Below are 25,776 nucleotides of genomic sequence, written 5' to 3'. Positions count from 1 at the left end.
CTAGAAACTAAAGAATCAAGAAGGCTTTTTTATTTTGATATTATGGCAGGTTACAAATGGGATTACATGAGGATATACAGGAAGTTGAAGAGGAGATAAAGAAGACTCCCTACAACAAGGCGACATCACATCACATAGGTAAACTTAAGGCGAAACTCGCACGCCTGCGTGATGAGGTTGTCAAGAAGGCCGCAAGTAAGGGCGGTGGCGAAGGATACTCCGTGAGAAAGTCAGGAGACGCCACTGTAACGCTTGTAGGTTTTCCTTCCGTTGGTAAATCCACCCTGCTCAACCAGCTCACAGGTGCAGAGTCAGAGGTAGGTGCCTATGAGTTCACGACCCTTGATGTCATCCCCGGTGTGCTTGAATATAACAATGCCACCATCCAGATACTTGATGTACCGGGACTTGTAAAAGGCGCAGCCAGCGGCAGAGGTCGTGGAAGAGAGGTCATCTCGGTTGTAAGGAACTGTGACCTTGTGGTGTTCATACTTGATGTGTTCCAGAACTATCACCATGAAGTGCTCACTCAGGAACTGTACGATGCAGGTATCCGCCTGAACCAGAAGGCTCCTGACGTGGTTATCAAAAGACAGGATCGCGGAGGCATCACTGTCAGCAGTACCATGGACCTTGAACTTTCAGAGGACCTTATCAAAGCCGTACTTAATGATTACAAGATACACAACGCCCATGTGCTCATCAGGGACAACATCAATGTGGACCAGCTCATCGATGCGGTCATGGGTAACAGGGTGTTCATACCTGCAGTTACCGTTGTGAACAAGGTGGATATGGCAGACGAGTTCGTGCTGAAGAAGTGCAAGGAAGAATATCCTGATGCAACGTACATCTCCGCTAACGAGGGAATGAACCTTGAAGCTGTGAAAGAACTGATATTCGATGCTCTTGATTTCATCCGCATATACCTGAAACCTCAGGGCGGACCGGCTGACATGGATGAGCCGCTTATCGTTAGAAAAGGTGTTACCGTTGGAGATGTCTGTGACCACCTGCACCGTGATTTCAGAAGGAAGTTCAGGTATTCCCAGGTATGGGGAACTTCCGCAAAACACCCCGGCCAGAGAGCAGGACTCGATCACGTACTGGAAGACCAGGACCTTCTAACACTCATCATAGCCAAATAACTAAAAAGCTTACCTGCATAACAGATAAGTATTATTATGCATTTATTCTGCTGATCAATGTAGTCCCGTAGGGTAGTGGTCAATCCTTCCGGCCTTTGGAGCCGAAGACGCTGGTTCGAATCCGGCCGGGACTACTGTTTTCTTATAGTATTCCTATTATCCTCTTTCTGCAGAGGGAGAGAGAAGCAACATCACATATAGTGTAAACTAATTTATACTTAACAGACACTTTTTAAGCTTATGGTACTATTAGATGATTTTGGTGGCTTCATTCTTATCCTTGCAATAATCGGATTTCTTGTGAAGGATGCTTTTTACTTACCCAGAAGGCTTATGCTTACTGAACCTTATGACATTAACAAGAGTTCTTCTAATATGCTTCCTAATGTGGCCTTAGCCGTTGCATTGGTATCTGCTATCTGGTACCTTATTGCAATGTCCATATCTTCGAATCCAGAGCCAGCAAATAACCTTTTTATTTCAATAGATGAGCTGATTCAAAAAATGCTCACAAGTAATCTGTTAACGCAAAAAGAAGTAGAAGTAATATACAAAAGTGTAATGCAGGGAATGATAATTCTAACTGCCTTGTCTATGATTTATTTGCTTTCCTTCGGAGTTATTTCCCTAATAGGTCTCATTTATGAACTATCAACTCAAAAAGCTATCAACATATCCTTTGATTGTGAAAAAGAGGAGGTATACAGGCGTGTTCTCTTTGAATCAAGTGATTTAATTTATCTTCAGAGAGTTGATAAACCATTAGAGTGGGTAGCACTAAAAAAGGATAATATCTCTAAAGTAGAAAGTACAATGGATAAATCATTAATGGAAGTTACTTTAAACCTGGCAAACTCTCGATTCAATAAAAAAGATAAATCCAACCTGAAAGATTTACCAGAATCCATTGATGACGAGTGAATTATCCGCCATTTTATGAAGAGTGAGAGGATGACAGAGGAGATTTTTGCGGAGAATATCGTGCTTATATTAAGTACGTGTACATTGGAATGTTAGGAATTAATTTTTACACTACCACCCACAGAAGTTTCAAATCTAATGACAAAATGCAGACAAAGGAAAGTGCAACCATAATATTCCTTGTGTCGATTTATGTGCTCTCCAAAATCGGAGAATGGATAGATTCTGCATGGCAAGAGGTTATTGGACCAATGTCTGATATTTCCACTCTGGGAATAATGATTATTGTAAGTCGTCTAGCAGTTAACAATTTGGTACCAAAATGGCGATATGATGACCCTAAATCAATTTATATGTACTCTTTTGGAGCAATTCTTTTTTTGTTTGGATTTTGGGTTTAAACAACTTAATTTTTACCTTTAATCCAATAACTGATTGTTGATTACCACCTTTATCCGATTGACAGATGCAGTTGACAAAGAGGAAATCTTAGACAGTATGTACCTTCGTCTGGAGGAGAAAGACCAGTTTGTTTCTCTCGATTTGATTAAAGGAAATCATTATTGACCAAAAAAGGGGTTATTCATGTACCGGGAAGTGTTTGTGAAAGTGTGGCCAATAATGGTGCAGTCGAATGAAGACAATAGTGATGCTCGTTATCAGTTAGGCAAAATACGGTATGGGTGATCAACAAACAATACATTCAACTGCACTTGCACATCATGTGCATAATAACATAAAAACATTGTTATTTTGCACCTATTTATTAGTAATGTGGATTACATGATTGTTTGTTTTGTGAAGCTAATGCTCTCAATCTACCCTTTCCCAGAGTCCCTTTTCCTTCAGCTTCTCAATTACATCCCTTTTCTTCTCGAACTCCATGGTCCTGAGCTCTTTACGTTTGATCTTACCACTGATGGTCTTTGGTAACTCACTGACAAATTCGATTTCCCGGGGATACTTGTAAGGGGCGGTTATATCTTTGACATGCTGCTGGATATCATGAACGAGTTCCTCTGATGGCTCGTATCCTTCCTTCAGGACGACAAGAACCTTAACAACCTCACCTCTTAACGGTTCGGGACTGGGGATCATCGATGATTCGAGAACCGCCTCATGAGAATTCACCGCACTCTCAACCTCGAAAGGACCGATCCTGTACCCCGAACTAATACAGACATCATCAGCCCTGGAATCGAACCATATGTACCCGTCCTCATCCATCGTTGCAAGGTCTCCTGTCAGATACCAGTTGCCGATAAAACATTCAGCTGTCCTTTCAGGCTGACCATGATATCCTTTGAAAAGCATGGGGTGGTCCTTTTCAACAGCAATCACTCCCACACTGCCGGCAGGCACTTCTTCCCCGGTATCCGGGTCCACGATAGCACCCCTTACTCCGGGTGTGAACCGGCCCATTGAACCAGGTCTTATCTCCATTCCCGGCAGAGTGCAGGCAATTACACAGGTCTCCGTTTGCCCGTAACCTTCCCTTACATCCGATCCGAACTTCTCATCGAAATACCTGATGATCCCGGGTGTGCATGGTTCCCCGGCGGTCAGAATCACTTTCAGTTCTTCCAGATCGTATCTCCTGTCCGCACCATCGATCGCTGCCATGGCCCTGAGTTCCGTTGCGGTCATACACGCCCTGTTCACCCTCCATTTATCAAGCAGCTCGAACCATTTCTCAGGCTCGAACCTGCCAGTGTAATGGAAATTGGTGGCACCACCATTCAGGATCGCTCCAAACGGAGCCCAGTACCATTTTGCCCATCCAGGCTCAGTGGTGGCCCAGCAGAGTTCGTAAGGCCGGGTGTTCCACCAGTAATGCCTGTTAAGCCTTTCAAAACAATACATCTGTGAATGGGTATGCAACACACCTTTTGGTGCACCCGTCGTACCCGATGTATAGTTGATAGCAAGAAGGTCACTGGCAATAAGTTCTTCGCGGTCCAGGCTTCTTGATGCCGAATCCATTTCGCAGCGGTAATCACTCCAACCCGCCATATAACTTGAAAAGAAAAGCCTGACATCTGGAACCTTATCCTTTATAGAATCCATCTCATCAGCCACCATCATATCGTTCGTGACCAGCGCTTTTATCCCGGCGTTCAGGAGCCTGTATTCTATATCATCCCTCCTGAGCATTACCGTTCCCGGAACGACGACAGCCCCTATTGCCCATATACCGATACTCGCAATATACACATCCAATCCCCTGGGGAATAATATCATTACCCTGTCACCTTTATGGATACCTGAATCCCTGAGGATGTTCCCGAACCTCATGGCATCGTCCCATACCTCACGGTATGTGGCCTTTTCAACCTCCTCATCAGGATGTTCAATTATCGCCAGAAGCTTTGTTCGGTCCTTTGCCCATTTTCTGATAACATCAACAAAATTATAGTCAGCCGGAATATCCCAGTTGAAATTAGCCCTCTCCTCTTCATAATCGAATACATTTGTCTCGTTTCCCATTTCACACACCCCTGAATGTGTAGCCCTCAACAGAACCCACATCTTCACCTTTCTTCTAATATGACTCTGGCATCCACTGCCATTACCCCATCCTCATAAGCAAAAAGCGGATTGATCTCAATTTCCCGGATCACTTCTATCTTCGTTATGATATCAGAGAGTTTTACTATCACAGACGCAAGCATTTCCCTATCCACCGGCTTTGAACCCCGGTATCCTGTCAGGAGAGGATAGCCCCTCACATCCTCCATCATTGCCATGGCTTCACCCTTATCCAGAGGTGCAAGCCTGAAACTCACATCCTTCATCAGTTCTACCATGATCCCCCCCGTACCGAACATGACCACAGGACCGAACTGAGGATCCCTCATCCCCCCAATGATCACCTCAACTCCCCGGGGGACGAACTCCTCCAGAAGGAAGCCTTCTATCCTTGCCTGCGGGGCATTCTCCTCAAGGTCCCTTTTCATGCGGATGAGGGCATTCATTACATCATCCCTGTCCCTGAGACCCGTTATCACACCCTTTACTTCTGTTTTATGAAGGATGTCCCTCGATATCACCTTGAGTACGAAAGGCGGGTCGAACCCAGCCATGCTGAACTCTGGAATTTCGGACCCTGTTATAAGAACCGAGCCGGGAACAGGGATATCCCAATGGCTGATCAGAGCCCTGGCCTCTGTTTCAAGCAGAGAATGCCTTCCCTCGTTAAGGGCATTGTCAATTATCCTGTCGACCTCTTCCATGCTCATGGTCCCGTTCCTCTCACTTTTTATCCCGCACAGTCCCGTGACCGGTCAGAACAGCCGCAGCCCTTACCGCAGCTTCGGGGGTTGAGAAAACCGGCATTCCCTTTTCCTCGAACGATCCGTACATATTCCTTGTGAACTCCCCTCCCGGACTGCATATGATCACGGGTTTCCCGTATCTGGTCCTAACCTCATCTATCCTGTCAATGACCCCGGCAGTGAGTGTTGGCGGACCCCAGAGGACCGTTACAATGGCAAGGTCATAACCTTCCATGAAACCCTCTTCAAGGGCAGCGAGATAATCCTCATCCTTGGCACTGGCGGTCAGGTCTATGGGATTATCCGTTGCAGAGAATGCAGGGATCCTTGAACTCAGACGTTCTTTTGAATGCTGTGTGAGTCTTTTTACCTCCAGTCCAAAGTCCTCACAGTCATCTGCCATGCTCACCCCGATCCCACCACCATCTGTTATGATCAGGACCCTGTTGCCATCCACAGGTTCATATGCCTCCAGAACCCTGCAGGCATCCTTCAGTCCCTCATATCCGTCCACCTCTATGATCCCTGCCTTCCTGAAAGCAGCCCTGTATATCTCATATTTCCCGCCCATGGCCCCTGTATGAGACCTGGCGGCATGCATTCCTGCCTCGCCCCTGCCTACCTTTATGGCAATCACCGGTTTCTTTGCCGTACAACGGGAAGCTGCATCCACGAATTCCCTTCCTTTTTCCACCGATTCGATGTACAACAGGACATATCTGGTATCCTTATCCTCTGCCAGATGATCAAGGCAATCTATCTCGTCAACATCGACCTTATTCCCATAGCTCACGATCCTCGCGACACCTATACCTTCCGTCGCCATCTCGTCCATGATAAGGACCGCAAAGGAACCACTCTGGGAAAGTATCGACAAACCACCCTTTTTTGGCCTCTTCACATGCTTCGCAGGGACCATGAAAGTATCTACCCCATGAATGGCATCATATATACCCAGGCAGTTCGGCCCTATTATCCTGATACCTTTTTCCTCAACAACCCTTTTCAGTTCCCCTTCAAGGAACTCCCCATTTTCCACTTCCCTGAAACCTGAACTTACGATGACAGCTCCACGGACATTGTCAATAGGTCCCTTTAGGATATCCAGAACTTTCAATGCAGGAAGCACGAATACAGCCACATCTATCTGCTCCCCTATCTCAGCGATCGAACCGTAGCATTTGATACCATCTATATGTTCATATTTCGGATTCACCAGATAGATGGTGCCATTATAACCAGCCTTTCCAAGGTTCTCCTGGATCACATGGGAAGCTTTTTCCGGGGATGGAGAGGCTCCGATAATAGCAATGGATCGAGGATCAAAGAAGGATCCCAAACCTTTCCCAGTATTCATTCACCATCTCCTGGACCCTTCCTAACTGCTCTTCCTTCCTCACAGGACTGAAGAGATGGGAGAACCTGCCCTGTTCTTTCAGGTATTCCTCAACCGGTTTGAATCTCTCAGGAACATACGTGTGTTCTACCTCACCGAAAACAGATTCCTTCAAAGCCCAGAACCCTGTTTCAACTGCCAGTTTTGCAAGCTTGAAAGTGTGGGAAGGGTCGGTAGACCAACCCGGTGGACAGGGGATCAGGGATATAAAGAGCTTCGGACCTTTATACTGCTCTGCTTTTTTGAACTTGTTAGCCAGATCAACAGGATAGGCCGGGGAAATTGTGGCAAGATAGGGAGGTTTATGACTGTTCCATATCCCGAAGAGGTCCTTTTTTACAGACCCCTTTCCTGCGGGAGAGGTCTTGGTCCGTGATGCAAAAGGAGTGGATGCCGATTCCTGGAATCCTGTATTCCCGTAGGCTTCATTGTCATAGCAGATATAATAGAAATCGAGGTTACGATAGATGGCACCTGATGTGGAAGAAAGTCCCATATCATAGGCAGCTCCGTCACCCGTCAACACTACCACTTTGAGGTTATCCTCCGGGTCTATTTTTCCCTTTTCCAGCAGTATATCCAGTGCATCCCTCACACCCTGGGCTCCTGCGGGAGCACATGCCATTGCAGTGTAGAGCCACGAACTCCTGAACGGGGTGAAAGGATAGATGGAAAGCAGGGTGAAACAGCCTGCAGCATTGACAATAACAACATTCTCACCCAACATCTTCAAACAGTGTCTCAGAGTAAGAAGTCCTCCACAACCAGCACATGCAGCCGTACCGGGAAACAGATTCTCCTCCTGAGGAAGGTCCTTCACAGACCTGATCGGTTCAGTGCTCATTCTTACCCCTTTCCTGCGATATCTTTCAGTTTTTGCATTCCTTCCCATTCCTGCTCTGTATACAGCAGGTGTGGTGTCTCTACTTCAGCCTCTTCTCCCCGGACCAGCTGGTCGAAGATGAAGGTGAATTCCTCCGGGCTTATGTTCTTACCTCCCAGTCCTCCAATAAAAGACAACAGGAATGGCCTGTTTTTCTCGTTATACAGGCAACCGGCAAGCTCAGAATAAAGAATACCCCCCTTTCCCATGCTGATATTCTGGTCTATCACAGCCACACTCCTCTTTCCATTCAGTGCCTTCCTGATATCCTCCTCCGGGAACGGCCTCAGGAGTCTCGGCCTCAGGAGTCCGGCCTTTATTCCCTGCTCTCTGGCCCTGTCAACAGCGGCTTTTCCCATAGTGGAAAATGAATCGATCATGATAAGCACGTATTCCGCATCATCCAGCCTGTATTCCTCGATAGTATCGTATTTACGGCCAAATTCCTTCTCGAATTCCCTGCATGTTTTCTTATAGACATCCAGTGCATTCTTGCTTGCCAGATGCATCTGGTATTTGAAATAGGAATAGTACTCACCTCCAAGAACCGCCACTCCCTGCGCCATGGGATGACCTGCTTTAAAGTAGGCATGTGATGGGTTGTAAGCTGGCAGGAACCTTCGGACCTCTTCAACATCCGGGATCTCTACCGGTTCCCTGGTAAAGGAAAGGTAAAAACCGTCCATATTCACGATCACAGGCAGGAGTACCCTTTCATCCTCGGCCATCCTGTATGCCATAAGGACTGAATCCAGAACCTCCTGACAGTTCTCACAATGTATCTGAAGGAATCCTGTGTCCCTTGTAGCAAGGACATCATTGTGATCCGGACCCAGTGTAATAGGAGAAGACAGACCACGGGAAACATTGATCAGCACCAGCGGTACCCTCCAGCCAGCCACGGTATATATCATTTCAAAACCATACAGCAGACCCTGACTGGATGTGGCAGTAAAGACCCTCACCCCTGTGGCAGAAGCAGCTCCCGCAGCAGTGATCATCGAATGTTCAGAATCCATTGTAACGAACCTTGTATCCATTACCCCGTCTGATATCCAGCCGGAAAGGGTCTCGATGATCTCCGTCTGAGGGGTTATCGGAAAAGCAGGAACGTAATCCACCTCAGCCAGCCGGACTCCCCACGCTGCTGCAGCATTGCCGGTAAGCATCTCTCTCTTCATTCCCCAGTCACCTCCACCTGATCGGGAACCGGACCCCTGACAGCCTTTATAGCCTTTTTAGGACATTCCTCCACACATATCAGGCAGCCTTTGCAATGTTCATTATCCACAGAAGGGAAGCCCTCTTCATTCAATGAGATACAGCCCTCAGGACATCTTGATACACATATCATACACTTGTTGCAGACATCGTAGTCCCAGAAAGGCCTGAATACCTTCCAGTTCCCTGTCTGTTTTAAGATACTGCTGGCAGCTGCATTTATAGCAGGGCTCGATATCCTTGCACGTTCAAAGGGCATGGTTATAACAGTACTTTTACCATGTTCACTTTGAAGTGTTTTCATCTCAACAGGTTCCAGGGACCTGAAACAATAAAGTGCAGCCTCTATATTCTTCTCCAGCAGCTCCCGGTCTGCTATGATGCCGGATAATTCCTTCTCCACAGCATCCTTAAGAGAATCCTCTCCGATCCCAATGATCCTTGAGGCCACGGCTCCTGCAAGAGTACTGAGGATAGAGCTCCCCACCATATCAAGACCTATCTTTGTTAAGTCCAGGGTTATGACCAGAGCATCAATATCATAATCAGCTTTTAACTGTTCAGGACTCTCTGGAGTATTGACGAATACCACACCACCTTTATTTGATCCGGAAAGAGGTGCAGCCTGCGGATCAGACAAAAGTGTATGGTCCATTACTATTATGACATCCGGATCAGGGATAACTCCCCTCTCCATGATCTGTCCTCTGGCTATCCGTGTGAAGGCACTGATAGGTGCACCTCTCCTTTCGGCACCGTACAAAGGAAAATCCTGAACATTACATCCCTCCATAAATGCCGCTGTTCCGACCGTACGGCTGGCAACCTTCGCTCCCTGGCCACCCCTGCCATGGAATCTTAATTTGAGCATTATCTCCCCATATTAATTTATGGATCACTCCAGTATAAATATGCTGCTTCTCATAAGCAACGATCATCATTCAAATGAACCAATTGAGGATACAGACCTCTCTTTTGAATAAATGGTCCCTACAAAAGCAATTTTAATGCATAGAGACATAATAAATATTGGAGTAAGTTTTATTGAAGGGGGTTATCTATGGAAGATATCTTTAGATTTGCAGATGAACTTGGACCAGCTAAAGTAATTCATGTCTACGAGCCTTCAGTTGGTCTAAAGGCTGTCCTGGTGGTTGATAATGTAGCTGTAGGTCCTTCCATAGGCGGCGTGCGTATGGCACCGGATGTGAGTACCGAGGAGTGCTTCAGACTGGCCCGTGCCATGACCCTGAAGAATGCAGTGGCCGGATTGCCCCATGGTGGCGGGAAAGCGGTCATCTACGGCGACCCTAAAATGCCGCAGGAGAACAAAGAGAGACTTATTCGGGCCCTTGCCTCATCCTTGCGTGATGTACAGGAATATATCTTCGGTCCCGATATGGGTACCGATGAACTGTGTATGGCCTGTGTACACGATGAGATAGGAAGAGCGGTAGGGTTGCCACGTGAAATAGGAGGCATTCCCCTTGACGAGATAGGAGCTACTGGCTGGGGAGTGAGCCATGCGGCCGAGGTTGCACTCGAGTACTGTGATTTTTGCATGGAAGGTGCAAGGATGGTGGTCCAGGGTTTTGGTTCAGTAGGAAAACATGCGGCTCGTTTCCTCTCAGAAAAAGGTGCTATACTGATAGGAGTGGCCGATTCCAGGGGAACTGCCTACAAGCCGGAAGGATTTGATATCGATAAATTGATCCATTTGAAGGAGAACGGCATGAGCGTGGTGGATTACCCGGGTGCTGAAGTACGTGATATCGAGGCTGTGATAGATATAGAATGTGAGATATGGATCCCTGCAGCCAGACCTGATATCATTGATGAGGATAATGTGCACCGTCTCAAGACCAAACTGGTGATAGAAGGAGCAAACATTCCCATCACTCATGAAGCCGAAAAATACCTTCACGAAAAAAGAGTCCTGTGCATCCCGGATTTCATTGCCAATGCCGGTGGTGTGATCTGTGCGGCCATGGAATATCAGGGAGCATGTGAAGCAGCCGCATTCCAGACAATAGAAGCGAAACTACGGTGCAATACCAGGGAAATACTTGAAAGGGTGGCTTGCACCGGAATGGTTCCCAGAGATGTTGCAATGGAACTTGCAGTTAAGAGAGTTAAAAAGGCTATGACCTACAGACGATGGTCCCTGTTCTCATCAGCTCCCGGATTTGTATGACCAGGACCCTTCCAGCATACGGATAGTCGTGCTAATTACAGGTCATATTGATATTTTTGTAAAAATACGGCTCGATGGAGATATTCTACAAAGAGAATACAAACCAATACTGTCACTCTCTCTGGTTAAAAAAGTATAGGTATTTAGTAAGTTTGTATGACCAAATGAATAAATAATAGAAGAGCAAAAGTTTAATAGTTAAATAATGGGGGTCTAATATGAAACATAGACTAGTAAGCATTTCATTAATGTTAGTAGTGGTAACTTTAGCAGGTATAACTGTCACGTCAGCAACAACCGATGCCCAGGGTGTCTTCAATCAAACCTACAGTGTAGAAGGCACAGCACTTGATTCTTGTGGCATATGTCATGGAGAAGCAGCTTTGACACCTTATGGTATGGATGCACTGGCAAGTGGATTGGATCTTGCATCAATAGAGGATGACGATTCAGATGAAGATGGGTTTACAAACATAGAAGAGATCAATGCCCTGACATCTCCTGGAGATCCTGATGACTATCCTGAAACAATGATGGAAGAAGAAGAGGCTGAAGCTGAGGACATGGAAGAGGAACCTGTCAGCGAAGAAACATCGGAGAGTCAAGCTCCCGGATTTGAGATAGTCTTTGCAATTGCAGGAATAGTATCAGTCGCATACCTGAAAAGAAAAAGATAAACTAAAAGATGCTATGTAGTTCCAGTATCTTTCTGGAACAACCTTTCTTCTATTTTTACAGTAACTCAAAATGAGTATATCTTCTGGTCATTGGTTATCATCAAAACCCATTCTCTTCTTTGCCTCATCGGACATCTCATCCGGGGTCCACCGGGTATCGAATACGAACTTTACCTCAACATCCTTTACACCCTCAATACCCAGAACCTTCTTCCTGACATCATCACCTATTGCACCGTGCATAGGACATCCGGGTGTTGTCAGGGTGAGTTTGATGCGTACTTTTTCATCTTCTATATCTATACTTCTGACAAAACCCAGATCCACTATGTTGATGGGGATCTCAGGGTCATAGCACTCCCGCAGGACGTCCATTACTTCTTCCTCTGTGACCATAGTTTCCACTCCCTGTTAGATCATTTGCTGATCGAACCCTATTAGAAGGTCTGTCCGGCAACTATAAAGATTTTTGTGGCACTAGATACCCTCCTTGTATTTTAGGGCGAGAAAAATTGACAAGATATATATACAACACAACCCTCCATTTATATGGTACATATGAATGATAACAATAGTTCAAGCACCATGAGGATAATGCTTGTAATTTTACTGTATGTAGCAATGATACTTTTCATGGGGTTGGCTGCAGGATACATGAATCTCAAATGATAATTTTCAGATATCAGGATAGAAGCATACCGGTCACCATTTAGTGGCAGCTTTCTTTGTGAAAACAGGAACCATCTTTCCTGAGGTCTGCAAAAAAGTAAGAGAAAAAGATAAAATGGAAGCCACAGAGGCTCCCAACATTTCAGACAGAATTGTTCTATTCTTTCCTGTTCCTGAAAGCAAGCATAGCAAGTCCGAACATGGAAAGAGCAAGCATCAGACCGAATCCGGGAGATTCCTCTTCTGCATATTCTTCCATCGCTTCTTCCTCAGGCTCCTCTATGGGCATCTCCTCTTCCACAACCATTTCTTCTGCCGGATATACATCCATCGCTGTTTCCTCGGCATACTCCGCAGAATCAGACACATCTTCTTCCGGTTCTTCCGGCTGTGGGATCTCCACGAAGAAAGATGTATATGGAGTGACAAAACCGTATTCAAGTGAGAGAGCGGTCACTTCAGAGACCAGTTCTTCAGTCTCGCCTTCGACCTTCATCATGTCGAGTTTGTCCCTGATGGTGTTGTAGGCCCAGAGACGCGGGATGAAGTCATTTGAATCGGATGTCAGGACAGAGAACACATTCTCTGAATCATAAACCCCGTCCCTTGTGTTACCATCTGCCCTTGCAGTAACAGTTGATGTACCCATCTCATAATTACCAAGGATGATTGCCTCTGATCCCACGAAAAGATGGTCCTTTCCTGTGAGAATCACATTGCGGCCTCCATCATAGGTGAACATGAGGTCCGTTACAAGTGGTGTTGAAATGGTCTCATAGAAGTCACTGATACCAGCCGATGCCTCGGAATTCTCCTCGAAATAGACCGCTATACCTTTGTTCTCCAGACTCAGGGCCTGCAGGAAATTGAAATCGTAACTGTATTCATCACCAAAAGCTATGGAGAATATAGCCGCATCCACATCATTTGCTTCCAGCACGTTCTGCCTTATCACCGCAGTGGAAGTGACGCCTCCTGTCGGTTCACCATCCGTGAGGAACACCACGATTGGAACATTCTCGCTTTCATTATAGAACATACCAAGTGCTTCGATCAACACATAGTTGATGTTTGTACCACCACCTGCCTCTGTGACAAGAACTTCTGCTACTGCCTGAGCCTTATTGTCCTCGTTTGCCATAAGGATCTCCGCACTATATGGCATGGAATCTGAATCAAAGAACACGATATTGAAACGGTCACCTTCAGGCAGTTCGGCTATGATGCTGGAGAATGCTTCCTTTACCTGCTCCATCTTTAAACCATACATGGAACCGGACTTATCGACCACAAAGATGATGTCCTTGTTAAGCGGGGACGTTCCCAGCTCTTCTGCAGTTGGTGAGAATATATGCATGAAATATCCTGTTCCATCTATCTCATAGAACAGCATCTCACCGTCCATGTCAGTGTTCTCTGTTTCGAAGACAACGGTCATATCCGAACCCGGCATGCCTTCTGAAGTGTATTCCACCTTTGCAGTGTCGGTGGATGGATAGGAGATATCTGTCTCAAGTCCCGGTGTCTCAACACTAAGGACATCTGTGGATGAACTGATATCCACGGTAACGCTCAGGTCTTCCACTACATGATTGCTCTGAAGATATTGTAAGTACTCATACTCGTCCATGGTCCTTGAAAGAGCCTGCTCGTAGGTGAGTTTAACAATGATGCTCTGGTTCGCCTCGAAGTTCAGTGAATAGGAGAACAGTTCGGTATCCCTTGTTTCCAGCAGACCGGCCGTCCTTCCGCTTGATACAGCCTCTGCGAATCTCTGCTCAGCCTCTTCAGTCTCGAGGATGTCGGCCTGATACTCCACTCCATCTATAGTGATGGAGAACGCCGACATGAAAGCGCCCTCAGGAATCAGGAACTGGAACTTATCCGTTACAGAAGTATTACCCGTGTTGTCAAGTTTTTCCTCAACGGTGGTTATTGCATAACCATCGTGGATCCTGATATCTATGTCCATATAGTCGGACCCTATATTCGATTGTGCCATGGAAGGCATCATCAACGATACACATGCTAAGAATAAAAGCAATAGAACCATAGCCCTTGCAGAGCTTTTTTTAAAATCCATGATAACCACTTATCCCAACTGGAATTCTCAGTACTTTATGATGTTATACATTGAGTATAAAAAGTGTTGTGGCCGCAACTCAAAATAATATTGTTGACCAATTCACATATTATTAAAAACACTGTGTCCGTTAATTAAATTTAAGTAGTTGATGTTAAATAATTCATCGGTTTTAGAAAATGACAGATGTGCCTACTACCTATGACCTTTTTGAATTGTTCATACTCCCACCTTTACTTGCATTCTTCATAGCTTTCCTCATTCATTATTCCAGATCTAGGAGCATCAAAGAAGGGATGATGACGGGTCTTTTTTCGCTGATAGTACTCGTTTTAGTGATAATATCTTTTATTGGGATGAACTGGATACATTTAGGAATAATATCCGGCATCCTTACAGGAACTATAGGATCGTTCACAGATTCAACTTCTTCAAAAGAAAAGCTTACTATGCAGAGTATCAGCGATATGATCAAAAAAAAGTAGCTTAACCGGGATCATAGACCTAAAACACGGATCATCTTAATCAAAATGAACTTATATTAGCAGGCCAATAATAGTGGTTTGTGAGGTGTGCACCCAACCACCCCCAACCACCATATAAATACCACCTAAATACCACATCCATTTTTAAAACAAAGTGCACACCTCGACCCTCATATCCATTCATGCCCGGAGAATGGACCAATGTCCCCTGCACAGCACATTTAAACTAAAAAAGAATAGATTACTATCATAAGAGGAGTAGCTATGGCAATGAAATGCGCTTTATCCGAGGAACTGCCGGTGGATGAATATCTGATAACAGAAGAGCCTTATTACGTACCGGTAGGCAACGAAGTGGAGATATTCACAGCCGCTTACAGGAACATGCTTCCGGTCAACCTCAAAGGGCCTACAGGATGTGGTAAGACACGTTTCATGGAATACATGGCATGGAAATTACAGCGTCCTCTGATAACCATTGCCTGCCACGAGGACCTTACGGCAACGGACCTTGTGGGACGTTTCCTGATAAAAGGAGATAATGTAGAGTGGAGTGACGGACCTCTCACAAAGGCGGTCAGGGCCGGAGCTATCTGTTACCTCGATGAGGTCGTGGAAGCCAGGAAGGACACCATAGTCGTCATTCATCCTCTCACTGATGACAGGCGTATCATACCCATCGACAAGCTCGGGATAGTCGTTAAGGCACCGGAGGAGTTCATGCTCTCGGTCTCATACAACCCCGGATACCAGAGCATCGTCAAGGACATGAAACAGAGCACCAGACAGAGATTCGTTGCCATTGATTTTGATTATCCTCCTGCCGAACTGGAAAAGCAGATCGTCGCACACGAGAGTCAGGTAGATGAGACTACAGCCACCCGGCTTGTTGAGATAGGCCAGAGCATCAGGAACTTCAAACACCACGGACTCGAGGAGGGAGTCAGCACACGTCTGCTTATCTACGCCGGAAAGCTCATTCAAGAGGGCATCGAGCCAAAGGAAGCCTGCCGGATAGCCATGGCAAAACCGATAACAGACAATCCTGACCTTCAGAAGAGTATAGACGAGATCATCGCGGCCATAATGGAGTGAAACTGCACGTGGCAGCAGAAACAGGGAACAATGAACCTGTCACTAACGGAAAGATAGAAGAACTGATAGCAGAGCATTTTCCGAAACTTGACAGGTCTGAAATTACCGGAGCTTCAGCAGGGTTTGAGAAATTACATAAGGATGAGCTGGAAGCAATCCTCCATGCAGGAAAAGGTGCACTCAAACGCGGGATGAGAGTGCTTATAGCCTATCTGGGTTCTGCTCCCCATGTTTACAAAAAGATTGGCAAGGATGAGTTCGAGAGCTGGCTTGCCCTTGCAAGAGAGATATCCAAACTGAGCGTTTCCTGCTGTGAAGGATTCTTCGACTCCTCACTGGCGATCATCGAAAAAGGTGGACTCGAACTTCTGAGAAGCTGGACCGATACAGGCATAGCCCTGTCCGAACAGAACAAATGGATGGCAATAGCCTACTTCAAACATACAGGACAGGTGATCATATCCACCGGACCGGAAAGGTTCAGTGAACTGGTCAATAACGGGAAGAATATCGGAAAGGTCAACGTCAAGGTCGCAGAAGCCTATTTCGAGCACCTGTATCAGCTTAAGAACCTGCTTACGGCAGAGAACTTCGAATCCTTCTGCCATATAACGAAGAAGGTCATCAATGTCCACTGGCTCACCTCAATAGAACTCATAAACATAGCAGTGAAAGTACTACCCGATGTCCCTCCATCCAGAAGGCAGGAACTGCTCACCGCGATCGACAACATTGTGGAATTCGGTGAAGCACCTGCAATGGCACTGTTAAGGAATGCGGGACAAATTCTGAAAAAGGCTGATGAGAAGGAACTGACAAACCTCATGGAAATTGCAATGGACATTGCAGCCATTGACAATGAAAGTGCGAAGTCGTTCCTTGAGACCATCCCTAAATATCTCAGTATACTGGAAATGAGCGAGGTAGAGGAGTGGAAAGACAGGGGAATAGCTTCATTCCTGAATAACAAACCGGCACTCAGGTCCTTCATCCCATCGGTTCTTTCACTGGGTGATCACTATGATGACACGAACAAAGATGTCCGGTCCATGCTTATAGACCGGGGTATAATATCTGCAGATATACAGCCCGAATGCGTCCGTAGCTATTTTGAGAACGCTTCGCAGGCATACAATATCCTGAGCACTGAAATGTTTGAAGAATGGGCCGGAACGGGAGATGGGATCGCCATACAGGACCCTGAGGTCGGTTCCGACTATTACGGGGATTCCATCGCAGCCCTGGATAAGATAGACCCACAGCAACATGAGGAAATATTCAGGATCGCAAATGTGCTTCTTACGAAAGAAGGAGCCATCTTCGGTGTTTTCTTTAAATACCTCATTCTCTTTATCGACAGGGAAGAACCGGAGAATGCATCAAAGTGGGCCGATATCGGACTGAAGGTATATGCAAAGGACAGGAAACTCGCACTGGACTATTTCTCAAACTCGCCTGCACTACTTGAAAGAATGGACATGGAAGAGCTTGAAGAGTGGACCCTGAAAGGACTTGAGGCTGCAGAGACGAAGGAGCCTGCCGGAAAGGCCTATTTCTCACTTGAATCCAGAGGCTCCAGGGAACTCGTGGAGGAGCTCACGGGTGCGATAGCCCTCAAAAAAGTGGCCAATGTATTGCGATTCTATGCACTTGGACTATCAGGCAGCAATTTCGTGATACGCTCCATGTCATCGCTCCCGCATCAGTTTGAAACAGAGGGGATGAACCCTGTCATAGCAGGTAACACCATCTACCTTGCACCGAAGATGGGGGTCTATCAGGAGCCCGAGGACAATTTCAAGATATACAAGCTAAGTGTGATGCATGAGGTGGGACACGTACGTTTCACCACACCGGATATAGCACAGGAAGAGGTTGACTCACTCGAAGAGAGAATACTCGGAAGATATCCGGTCAAAGATGGAGATAAAGCACATTCATCTGGCCCGAACAAAGAGGACAGTGGACCCATCGATCTGCTCTCACTTTTTCCAAACCAGATACTGGCTGCAACCATATTCGGACTGCTGGAAGATGCACGTATCGAGTACCTGGTAATGGACCAATACAAGGGCGTCCGCATCGATCTTGAGGATGTAAGGCACAGGATGCTGCTCCTGAGACCTGTGCCGGAGGATGAACTTGAGAGCTTCATGGAGGCGCTATTATGGATAACTACAGGACATGAGCCTGAATTCGGAATAAATGAAGCTTTCAGGATCGTCCTTGAAAGAACCCGGGAAGAGATCGATCACAGGATCTTCAGTGTGGATTCGACCACATTCTCATCACTTGAACTGGCCTTTGGGATATACTCCATGCTTGATGATGTGTTGGGACCACTTGAAGAGATCGAGTACAGGATGATCCGAAACATCGGCTATCGCGGTATGGACGTCGGTGCCACCGGGCCCACAGACCCGATGATGTCAAGAACGATAGAGAACGTGATCAAGAACTTCATCCCTGAGACTGAGACCGACCTTACGGCCGATGAGGAAAGACAGAAGGAGCAGGCCACTGACAGACCCACACAGGCCATGGAAAATAACTGGAGGCTTCTTGGCAGGTACAAATACGACGAATGGGACACCACGATCAACGACTACCGATCGGAGTGGAGCACCATAAATGAGATAGAACCCATCGGCGGAACTACAGCCTACTATGACAGGGCAATGGAACGCTACAGTAATGAGATATCACTTCTCAGGCACACGTTCGGACTGATAAGACCCGAGGCCTTCCACCGCATGAAGGAACAGAATGATGGGACCGAGATAGACATCGATGCTTTCACGGAATCCCTCATCGCAAGGAAATGCGGTGTCAACCCGGATGACAGATTGTATATCAGATGGGATAAACACGAAAGGGATGTAGCAACCCTTTTCCTGATGGATGTGAGCGCATCCACACGCAAGATACTCGGTGCCGACGGCAGGAGTATAATGGATGTGGAGAAGGATGCGCTGATCATAATGAGCCAGGCACTGGAGAGCATCGGGGACAAATATGCCATATACGCTTTTTCGGGAAAGAGCAGGGAAGCAGTGGAATATTTCGTGATCAAGGATTTCGATGAGAAGCTCTCCGACGATGTTGCACGCAGGATAAGCATACTACAACCTGCATCCAATACCCGTCTGGGACCGGCCATACGCCATTCTATCAAAAAACTGGAACATGCAGGTGCAAATACGAAGATGATGGTACTGCTCTCTGATGGCGAACCCTATGACAGGTCAAGGGGAGAGGATGCATATCAGGGCGATATCGCACAGGAGGATACAAGGGTTGCCATCAGTGAAGGCAGGAACAAGGGAATGCATTTCTTCTGCATTACTGTGGATAAGAACCCGGGAGAATATCTGGACAACATCTTCTCAGATGTCGGATACACCATCATCGATGATGCACTTATGTTACCTGAGACGTTGCCTCTGGTGTATAAGAGACTGACAACGTAAAAAAGAGAGGAAAAGCTGGATGATGGTCGAATAAAAAAAGGAATTACGAGATATAGCTCGTATCCTCAATAGCTTGCATGTATCTTTGCCATCAGTGTTGTATCCTTGCTCTCACTCCATTTTGCATCAAGGGATATATTGGCCTTAAAACCGGTCTTGTGCTTGAAGCTGATCTTTTCACCTTTTTTCACTCCTTTCTTATTAAGGATAGTACTGTTCCCATCCTTGACTACAATATCCCATGTTCCTTCGGAAGGAGATGTTATTTCGAAATCACCACTTATAGTGATACCAAATGTCGTTTGGGAAGCAGATTGATGGCCCTTTCCATTTTTAATTGGAAGCTTGAAAGTGATATCTTTGGTACCTCCAAGAAGTACTTCCTCACTGGAAAGGTCGATTAGCTTTGCCAGCTGAGAATTATCAATACCAATGTGTCCCATGATATCGTTCTGTACAGAGTTCATCAAGCTGTTCATATCTGTAGTCTCTATTTGTCCACTCATTTTTATCTCTCCTTGCCCAACCAATATCAAACAGCAACGGAAATGTGAGAACATAGTCATCTTCATAAGACGACAATATCAGTAAGTGAAGCTTCCTTCACACTTCCTGAATATATATCGTTAAATATAAAACAGTTTTGCTTATTTTACGACCATACAATAGAAGATCATCCAGATGAGCAGAAACATAAGCAGTATGCTAAAAATGAGAAAAGAAAAGGATAAAGGATCAGAATACAATGGTCCAGCCGGACCTCACATCCTTTGCTGAATATTTTACCTCGTGCATCAGTCTGCCCTGAGCATCATAGAGAGAGATCTGACCACCGCTGTTCGCAAGTATGATACCTTTCCCTGAAAGAACTATGCGGGTACCTGAACCTGCACTTATTTCACCTTTGAGCAATGAACGTCTTCCCGGACCATCCTGAAGGGACCAGCCATCAAGGTTGATATCTTTTGGAGAGGCATTGAAAAGGGTGATAGTCTCCTTTCCTGAATCCACACCTTTGGGGTCTGCGAGTGCCCCGACTATCTTCACTGAACCTTCGGGAACCTCTGTGACAGAAACATCTTCTGTTTCATCACATGCTTTTGAACCCATCCTGTGTCCGTTGGACATACAGTGTCCTGTTGAACCATCAGTGTTGAAACACTGAGACTGGAAAGCAAGGAAGATAGCTATCCACCTGTTCTCCTCGGGCAGATGGATAAGAAGAGCACCATCCTGATCCGGTGCATCATCGCCCTGCCATTTCTTTGAATTACCCTGATTCATGTGAATATCATGAATCCCACTTCCCGGCCTGAAACCAAAGAAACTATCAGGCAGGAATGTTTCCGGTCCCCATCTCTCACCAAAGGCATAGATCGTGCTGCCACTCATTCCGATGGCCTTCTTCACATATTTCTGGATAAGCTCATTAAGGTCATTTGAAGGACCCGGGACATCACATGGCAAAGGTAGCATGTCTGACACATCGAAGAGTCCGCCACGTACATAGTCAAGACATATGTCATGTGAAGTATTATCAAGTCTCTTGTATCCCAACCCAAGGTCTTCGAGCTTCTCAGTTACAGGGTGGGTAAAATTGTCATCTACAAAATAGAGCAGCTCGGAAGGAGGAACCTTTGAACTGATATTGACAGCGATACGGTGTTCATTCTTCCCGTCGTGCACAAGTATCTGGTAATGGGAACTTTTACCCTTCCCACATTTGCAGTCCTTTGGTCTGCCTTTCAGGACCCCGTAATTTTCAAGAGACATGATGAAGTTTACTCTGCCTCTGAATTAAAAGTTTTCTATTTGTAGAGAACGATGCTCATTCAAAACAGATGCCATTGGGCCCTAAACCCGATCTAATGAAGACGTCCTTGATAACATAAAGTGGGCAGCCATCACTATGGAACAGGTGAGAAGGACATTTACAGTCACTTGAACCGAATCCCCGTATGATATCACCTGACAGCGCCTCGTTGAGCTTACCTGAAAGCTTACATTCAATTGGCTCATCCACCACGGCATAGACAACACATACCAGATCGAACCTTGAAGACAACGAAAGGTGATCCACATGCCAGCGTGGTCTTTTATCTTTCATCAGTGAGAGCAGCACATGGCGTTTCAGTCTTTTAAGCCCTCCCGAACCCAGTGCAGAGCCCACATATACATGATATCCATGTCTGAACCTTATCCCTTCAAAACGGCCGGTATCAGGAATATGGTCCTCATTTTTGAATACAAGGCAGTAAACTCCTTTTTCAGATATATCCGGAAAACTGCCCCTGACCTGCCTGTCATACATAGGATATACTCTCCAAAGAAAACATTAAATCATTTACCTGTCAAATCCCTGTTGATAACTATGCCAGAGAATATGAAAGATACGAATGATGCAAAGGATGTGAAAGGTTTCAAGCCAAGGGCCGTTGTCTATGCAAAGAAGCTGGACGAGGGCTTCTCAGAAGCTGTGGCAGAATTCTATAGTTCCGTATGGGAAGAGAAAGAGGGAGGTCTTTCCAAGAAACAGAAGCATTTGATGGTATTCGCTATTGCCTGTGCCAGCCAGAAGACAGACAGTGCTGTTAAGATCCTTCAGAGATTGAAGAAGTACGATGCAACTGCACAGGAGATCAAAGATGTCATGATGCTGGCCGCGTGGACCGGTGGGATACAGAACTTTACTAACTTTACACCTAAGATACTTGAAGAAATGGAAAGGCTGGAGTTCTGAACCCCAGTCCATATCAGGTCATATATATTACAAACAGTGGCATAAGGAACCTGATCAGAATATAGATGTGGATAAGCAGGATCAGAGGCATCCCTATCTGGAATTGCGGATGCCTTGTCTTGTGTCGGAAAAAGTACATACCGATAAGAGAACCGACACTTCCACCCACGATAGCAGACATGAAAAGGGTCTTTTCAGATATCCTGTACTTATTCTTTTTTGCTTTCCTCTTATCTATACCCATAAGAGCAAAAGCCACCAGATTCACAAGCAGCAAATACGCAAAGAATATAAAGGGTTGTGTCATAGCCATTATTTCACCAGATAGCGTATAAATATTTCCCGGAAATACTTATCAGTACCTCTTTCACTCATCCGGGGAGAACTTCTGGGATCATTGATATTCATGAGCGGGTGGTTCAAATGACAAAGAAATGGATGATATTGATAACAATATTGATGCTTGCAGGTGTACTCGTCAGCGGATGTACTGACAATGCGGACACAACTGCAGAAAATGAGATAGAAGAGACAACAACTGAAGACACGGAAGAAGAAGTTGAGACCATAGGTGAGGGAATAGATTATGGCGTAAAAATGGAATGGTTCGGCAAGATGAATCCCGATGAACTTGAATTGAACAGAGGCGACACCATTGCATGGAGAAATGGGAAGCCACAGGGAACTTATACTCTTATCAGTGATGATGGACTATTCGAAAACCAGATAATGGACAATAACGATGCATATGAATACACATTCATGACCAGCGGAACTTACACATTCAGTGTCCAAGATGAATCTAACATGACACTTACCGTTACAGTGAGATAAAATTAAGGCATTAATCTAGTCCAAATTTAACTTTTTTTCCATTTATTATTGACACTAAAGATTAGTTTTCCTTTTCATTCGAAGTGACTTTATAACAAAAGAGTAATTTCTTCCTAAGGTTTGTAGATGGTAATTGAAATACATCGTGGATATGAGGTTCTTCCTGATAATAGCGTCAGATTTGGAATCAGAATAACTAACAGTACAGAGTTTACAATATCTGAAGTAGATGTTATTCTTGACTACAACGAAACTTTGTTCAATTTAGATGGAAATAAAATTCAAAATATTGGGAATATACCACCCAAGACGGCAAAAACTGCGAAATTTATACTTAAACCCATAGCATGTGTTCATAAACAACATATAGAGGCTGATGTTAGATATCGTGATTCTAAATGGATAAAGCATGTAAAACAGATAAAACCTAAAGAGATACACTGTGTGTATCCTTTTTTGAAAGCAAAACCACTTCAAAAAAGAGATTTCCTTGATTTCGCAAAAAGTGGATATACTACAGAAACTGGATTTAATTTCCAGGGCATTAAAGCATTGCAGTTAGGTTCTTTTTTAACGCTACTTTGCACTAATCGGTTTTATAAAGTAGATGAATACTCTATAAATAACAATCGAATTTATTATTTCTCAAGTGAAGCAATCGATGAAAAAGCATACTATTTACTTACAGTAGTTATAGAAGAAAATTCAGAAGGCTTTACCTCAATTATGTTCAGAGCCACTTCAGACAAAAGATATGGAATATATGGGTTTTTAGATGAAATTGTATCTGAATTTAAACAACTGATTAATACAGTAAATACGGCAAAAGAAATAGGATATGTAAAACATGAGCACATAATAAATATTATTGATTCTGTCGTCCAAAGAACCTCATTTTCATCTAATGGAGGAGCAGCAGTTAATATTGAAGGATCAATTGTTCAACGAAGTGCGATTAATTCAGCTGGTCAAAAATCTACCAGTATTATTGAGAAAGCAGAGAATATTTCTGATTTTAAAAATGAAACAAATTCTATCGATGAATTCTACTTGCGACAAACAAATTCAGAAACACTGACAGACAAAGTTAAACTATCTAATACTAAAAGTAAATTCACTAGAATAAAAAGTAGAATAATTATACCTATAGTATTGATATTTTTAGTTGGAGGATACTTTTTAGGATTGCCATATTTAGCAGGCAATTTCGAAACGTCAAATGAGACTCTAAGCATCGAAAACGTAAATTACAATGAAGAAATATATAAATACACAGAAAGTGAAGTAATAAATGCTGATGAACCTAAATCTTCTAATTCAGATACAGCCGTTGCTTATACAACAACGACAGACTATAGTGTAAGAATGGAATATTATGGCAAGATGATACCTTCTGAAATTGAAATAAACAGAGGTGACGCCATAGCCTGGAGAAATTACAAGCCACAAGAGACCTACATCCTTGTCAGTGATGACGGACTTTTTGAAGACCAGGAAATGTACTCCAACGATGCTTTCGACTATACTTTTGACAAAAGTGGGACCTACACATTCAGTGTAAAAGACACCCCTTACATGACACTAAAAGTCACAGTCAACTGAAATGAGGCTTATTGCCTCATCTCATTTAATAGAATGTTTATTCCTCTTTTTTAAAGTCCAGTGATATGGAATTCATACAGAACCTCTTACCAGTAGGTGCAGGTCCGTCATCGAACACGTGACCCAGATGACTTCCGCATCGACTGCAAACAACCTCTGTCCTTACCATAAAATTACTGATATCCTTCTTGAGTGCAACCCTGTCATCGGAGATGGGCTTGAAGAAGCTGGGCCAGCCAGTGCCTGAATCATATTTGGTATCCGAGCTAAAGAGCTCCTGTCCACATGCAGCACAGAGGTAGGTGCCTTTCTCCTTGTTAGCATAGTACTTTCCTGTAAAAGCTGCCTCGGTACCTTTCTGACGTAATACTATGAACTGCTCCTTGCTCAGTATCTCTTTCCACTCGTCATCTGACTTCTTTATTTGTTCTTCCACTTTTAAGCTCCCCATAAAAGGTGGTCCATATTGAGATAAATAGGTGACGTTTTATGAATTATTCCATATCAGCTATCACTAAAAATTAAATATTTTAGTAAATATAAATAAATTGTAGAGTAACTTTATATTGTTGAACTGACAAATAAATGAATGGGATCAGCTCAATTATTTGGGAAGAATTGAGATTTTGGGATATTCGTGATCGATTAGTTCAAAGGGGAATTTGAATGTCGGATTGGATCGCATACTATGAAGACAATAAGCAGAGCGCATTGAAGAGGATAAAGAACATGGGCCTTTCTCCAGGATACAGGAAAGAGCTCAATTGCTGGGTCAACAAATACCTGGACCCTTTTTCAGTTGCAAGGGTCATATCTATCGAAAGAAGGGAGACTTCTGACCCTTACTCGAGAATTCGCATAGAAGCCGAGAAGGACCTTGAGTTCACTCTCCTTAATGCAACCAGAAGTGACAGGATCAGCAGTGATGTCATCTTTTTTGAAAGTAACCTCCTGCTTTTGTTCAACCTTATGCTCAAACACATAAGAACAGCTTGAAAAGGAACGCGTGCAACCTGTGAATGCATGGATTGTGCACTAATTATCATGTCAGAAAAGGATAATAACCTGTCCGGTCAATTAGTT

General features: G+C 44.7%; 24 protein-coding genes and 1 tRNA gene. 12 read left to right on the top strand and 13 right to left on the bottom strand.

Features of this window, described 5'->3' with window-relative positions:
- Positions 1-56: 56 nt before the first annotated feature.
- The 3 genes from V7O63_RS03745 to V7O63_RS03735 all read left to right on the top strand — a co-directional run bounded on the left by V7O63_RS03745 (position 57) and on the right by V7O63_RS03735 (position 2,069).
- Positions 57-1,148: a GTP-binding protein gene (locus tag V7O63_RS03745; protein ID WP_340820184.1), complete on the top strand. Its 1,092-nt coding sequence runs from the start codon at positions 57-59 to the stop codon at positions 1,146-1,148.
- A gap of 61 nt (positions 1,149-1,209) precedes the next feature.
- A tRNA-Gln gene (locus tag V7O63_RS03740) sits at positions 1,210-1,282 on the top strand.
- 106 nt (positions 1,283-1,388) lie between these two features.
- Complete coding sequence (locus tag V7O63_RS03735; RefSeq protein WP_340820183.1) at positions 1,389-2,069, top strand: hypothetical protein; 681 nt, start codon at positions 1,389-1,391, stop codon at positions 2,067-2,069.
- An 813-nt stretch (positions 2,070-2,882) separates the two neighbouring features.
- Here the strand turns inward: V7O63_RS03735 and V7O63_RS03730 are convergent.
- Genes V7O63_RS03730 through V7O63_RS03705 form a run of 6 tightly spaced genes read right to left on the bottom strand, consistent with a single transcriptional unit; the run spans position 2,883 to position 9,715 of the window.
- Positions 2,883-4,556, bottom strand: a complete 1,674-nt coding sequence (locus tag V7O63_RS03730) for an AMP-binding protein (RefSeq protein WP_340820182.1) — start codon at positions 4,554-4,556, stop codon at positions 2,883-2,885.
- A gap of 44 nt (positions 4,557-4,600) precedes the next feature.
- On the bottom strand, positions 4,601-5,308 hold the full coding sequence (locus tag V7O63_RS03725) for an acetate--CoA ligase family protein (RefSeq protein WP_340820181.1): 708 nt from the start codon (positions 5,306-5,308) through the stop codon (positions 4,601-4,603).
- Positions 5,309-5,321: 13 nt separating this feature from the next.
- The gene (locus V7O63_RS03720) at positions 5,322-6,701 is read right to left on the bottom strand and encodes an acetate--CoA ligase family protein (RefSeq protein WP_340820180.1); all 1,380 of its coding nucleotides are present in this window, start codon (positions 6,699-6,701) and stop codon (positions 5,322-5,324) included.
- Positions 6,667-7,584: a thiamine pyrophosphate-dependent enzyme gene (locus V7O63_RS03715; RefSeq protein WP_340820179.1), complete on the bottom strand. Its 918-nt coding sequence runs from the start codon at positions 7,582-7,584 to the stop codon at positions 6,667-6,669. Before V7O63_RS03715 ends, V7O63_RS03720 begins: the two co-directional genes overlap by 35 nt.
- Before the next feature lie 2 nt (positions 7,585-7,586).
- Positions 7,587-8,804 carry a hypothetical protein gene (locus V7O63_RS03710; RefSeq protein WP_340820178.1) on the bottom strand — a complete coding sequence of 406 codons (1,218 nt, stop codon included), beginning with the start codon at positions 8,802-8,804 and terminating at the stop codon, positions 7,587-7,589.
- The gene (locus tag V7O63_RS03705) at positions 8,801-9,715 is read right to left on the bottom strand and encodes a 2-oxoacid:acceptor oxidoreductase family protein (protein WP_340820177.1); all 915 of its coding nucleotides are present in this window, start codon (positions 9,713-9,715) and stop codon (positions 8,801-8,803) included. The genes V7O63_RS03710 and V7O63_RS03705 overlap by 4 nt, the downstream gene beginning before the upstream one ends.
- Before the next feature lie 189 nt (positions 9,716-9,904).
- On the opposite strand from V7O63_RS03705, the gene V7O63_RS03700 reads away from it, so the two are divergent.
- Complete coding sequence (locus tag V7O63_RS03700; protein WP_340820176.1) at positions 9,905-11,038, top strand: Glu/Leu/Phe/Val dehydrogenase; 1,134 nt, start codon at positions 9,905-9,907, stop codon at positions 11,036-11,038.
- Between the two features lie 218 nt (positions 11,039-11,256).
- Entirely contained in the window at positions 11,257-11,715 is a 459-nt protein-coding gene (locus tag V7O63_RS03695) for a PGF-CTERM sorting domain-containing protein (protein ID WP_340820175.1), read from the top strand.
- An 87-nt stretch (positions 11,716-11,802) separates the two neighbouring features.
- Here the strand turns inward: V7O63_RS03695 and V7O63_RS03690 are convergent, their stop codons facing one another.
- Positions 11,803-12,111 (bottom strand): metal-sulfur cluster assembly factor, encoded by a 309-nt coding sequence (locus V7O63_RS03690; RefSeq protein ID WP_340820174.1) that lies wholly within the window; start codon positions 12,109-12,111, stop codon positions 11,803-11,805.
- Positions 12,112-12,541: 430 nt separating this feature from the next.
- A complete protein-coding gene (locus V7O63_RS03685; protein ID WP_340820173.1) occupies positions 12,542-14,467 on the bottom strand; it encodes a VIT domain-containing protein in 1,926 nt (641 codons plus the stop codon).
- Between the two features lie 179 nt (positions 14,468-14,646).
- Here V7O63_RS03685 and V7O63_RS03680 point away from each other — a divergent pair, with 179 nt between their 5' ends.
- The 3 genes from V7O63_RS03680 to V7O63_RS03670 all read left to right on the top strand — a co-directional run bounded on the left by V7O63_RS03680 (position 14,647) and on the right by V7O63_RS03670 (position 19,517).
- On the top strand, positions 14,647-14,952 hold the full coding sequence (locus V7O63_RS03680) for a hypothetical protein (protein WP_340820172.1): 306 nt from the start codon (positions 14,647-14,649) through the stop codon (positions 14,950-14,952).
- Positions 14,953-15,216: 264 nt separating this feature from the next.
- Positions 15,217-16,047, top strand: coding sequence for a CbbQ/NirQ/NorQ/GpvN family protein (locus tag V7O63_RS03675; RefSeq protein ID WP_340820171.1), 831 nt, complete (start codon positions 15,217-15,219; stop codon positions 16,045-16,047).
- 8 nt (positions 16,048-16,055) lie between these two features.
- A complete protein-coding gene (locus V7O63_RS03670; protein ID WP_340820170.1) occupies positions 16,056-19,517 on the top strand; it encodes a VWA domain-containing protein in 3,462 nt (1,153 codons plus the stop codon).
- Between the two features lie 65 nt (positions 19,518-19,582).
- On the opposite strand, the gene V7O63_RS03665 is transcribed toward V7O63_RS03670, so the two are convergent.
- The 3 genes from V7O63_RS03665 to V7O63_RS03655 all read right to left on the bottom strand — a co-directional run bounded on the left by V7O63_RS03665 (position 19,583) and on the right by V7O63_RS03655 (position 21,828).
- Positions 19,583-20,023, bottom strand: coding sequence for a hypothetical protein (locus V7O63_RS03665; protein ID WP_340820169.1), 441 nt, complete (start codon positions 20,021-20,023; stop codon positions 19,583-19,585).
- Positions 20,024-20,252: 229 nt separating this feature from the next.
- Positions 20,253-21,290 (bottom strand): DUF2278 family protein, encoded by a 1,038-nt coding sequence (locus V7O63_RS03660; protein WP_340820168.1) that lies wholly within the window; start codon positions 21,288-21,290, stop codon positions 20,253-20,255.
- 55 nt (positions 21,291-21,345) lie between these two features.
- Positions 21,346-21,828, bottom strand: a complete 483-nt coding sequence (locus tag V7O63_RS03655) for a DUF123 domain-containing protein (RefSeq protein ID WP_340820167.1) — start codon at positions 21,826-21,828, stop codon at positions 21,346-21,348.
- A gap of 60 nt (positions 21,829-21,888) precedes the next feature.
- Here V7O63_RS03655 and V7O63_RS03650 point away from each other — a divergent pair, with 60 nt between their 5' ends.
- Positions 21,889-22,257, top strand: a complete 369-nt coding sequence (locus V7O63_RS03650) for a carboxymuconolactone decarboxylase family protein (protein WP_340820166.1) — start codon at positions 21,889-21,891, stop codon at positions 22,255-22,257.
- Positions 22,258-22,270: 13 nt separating this feature from the next.
- Here the strand turns inward: V7O63_RS03650 and V7O63_RS03645 are convergent, their stop codons facing one another.
- Positions 22,271-22,564: a DUF1294 domain-containing protein gene (locus V7O63_RS03645; RefSeq protein ID WP_340820165.1), complete on the bottom strand. Its 294-nt coding sequence runs from the start codon at positions 22,562-22,564 to the stop codon at positions 22,271-22,273.
- Positions 22,565-22,680: 116 nt separating this feature from the next.
- Between V7O63_RS03645 and V7O63_RS03640 the strand changes: the two genes are divergently transcribed.
- On the top strand, positions 22,681-23,091 hold the full coding sequence (locus tag V7O63_RS03640) for a hypothetical protein (protein WP_340820164.1): 411 nt from the start codon (positions 22,681-22,683) through the stop codon (positions 23,089-23,091).
- Between the two features lie 126 nt (positions 23,092-23,217).
- Complete coding sequence (locus V7O63_RS03635) at positions 23,218-24,693, top strand: hypothetical protein (protein ID WP_340820163.1); 1,476 nt, start codon at positions 23,218-23,220, stop codon at positions 24,691-24,693.
- 37 nt (positions 24,694-24,730) lie between these two features.
- Here V7O63_RS03635 and msrB read toward each other — a convergent pair whose 3' ends face one another.
- On the bottom strand, positions 24,731-25,144 hold the full coding sequence (msrB, locus tag V7O63_RS03630) for a peptide-methionine (R)-S-oxide reductase MsrB (RefSeq protein WP_340820162.1): 414 nt from the start codon (positions 25,142-25,144) through the stop codon (positions 24,731-24,733).
- 215 nt (positions 25,145-25,359) lie between these two features.
- On the opposite strand from msrB, the gene V7O63_RS03625 reads away from it, so the two are divergent.
- Positions 25,360-25,689: a hypothetical protein gene (locus V7O63_RS03625; RefSeq protein WP_340820161.1), complete on the top strand. Its 330-nt coding sequence runs from the start codon at positions 25,360-25,362 to the stop codon at positions 25,687-25,689.
- Positions 25,690-25,776 lie beyond the last annotated feature (87 nt).

It is taken from the genome of Methanolobus sp. WCC4 (assembly GCF_038022665.1).
GTDB lineage: Archaea > Halobacteriota > Methanosarcinia > Methanosarcinales > Methanosarcinaceae > Methanolobus.
Note: the sequence above shows the minus strand (reverse complement) of the source record. Positions and strands in the feature narration are given on the sequence as shown.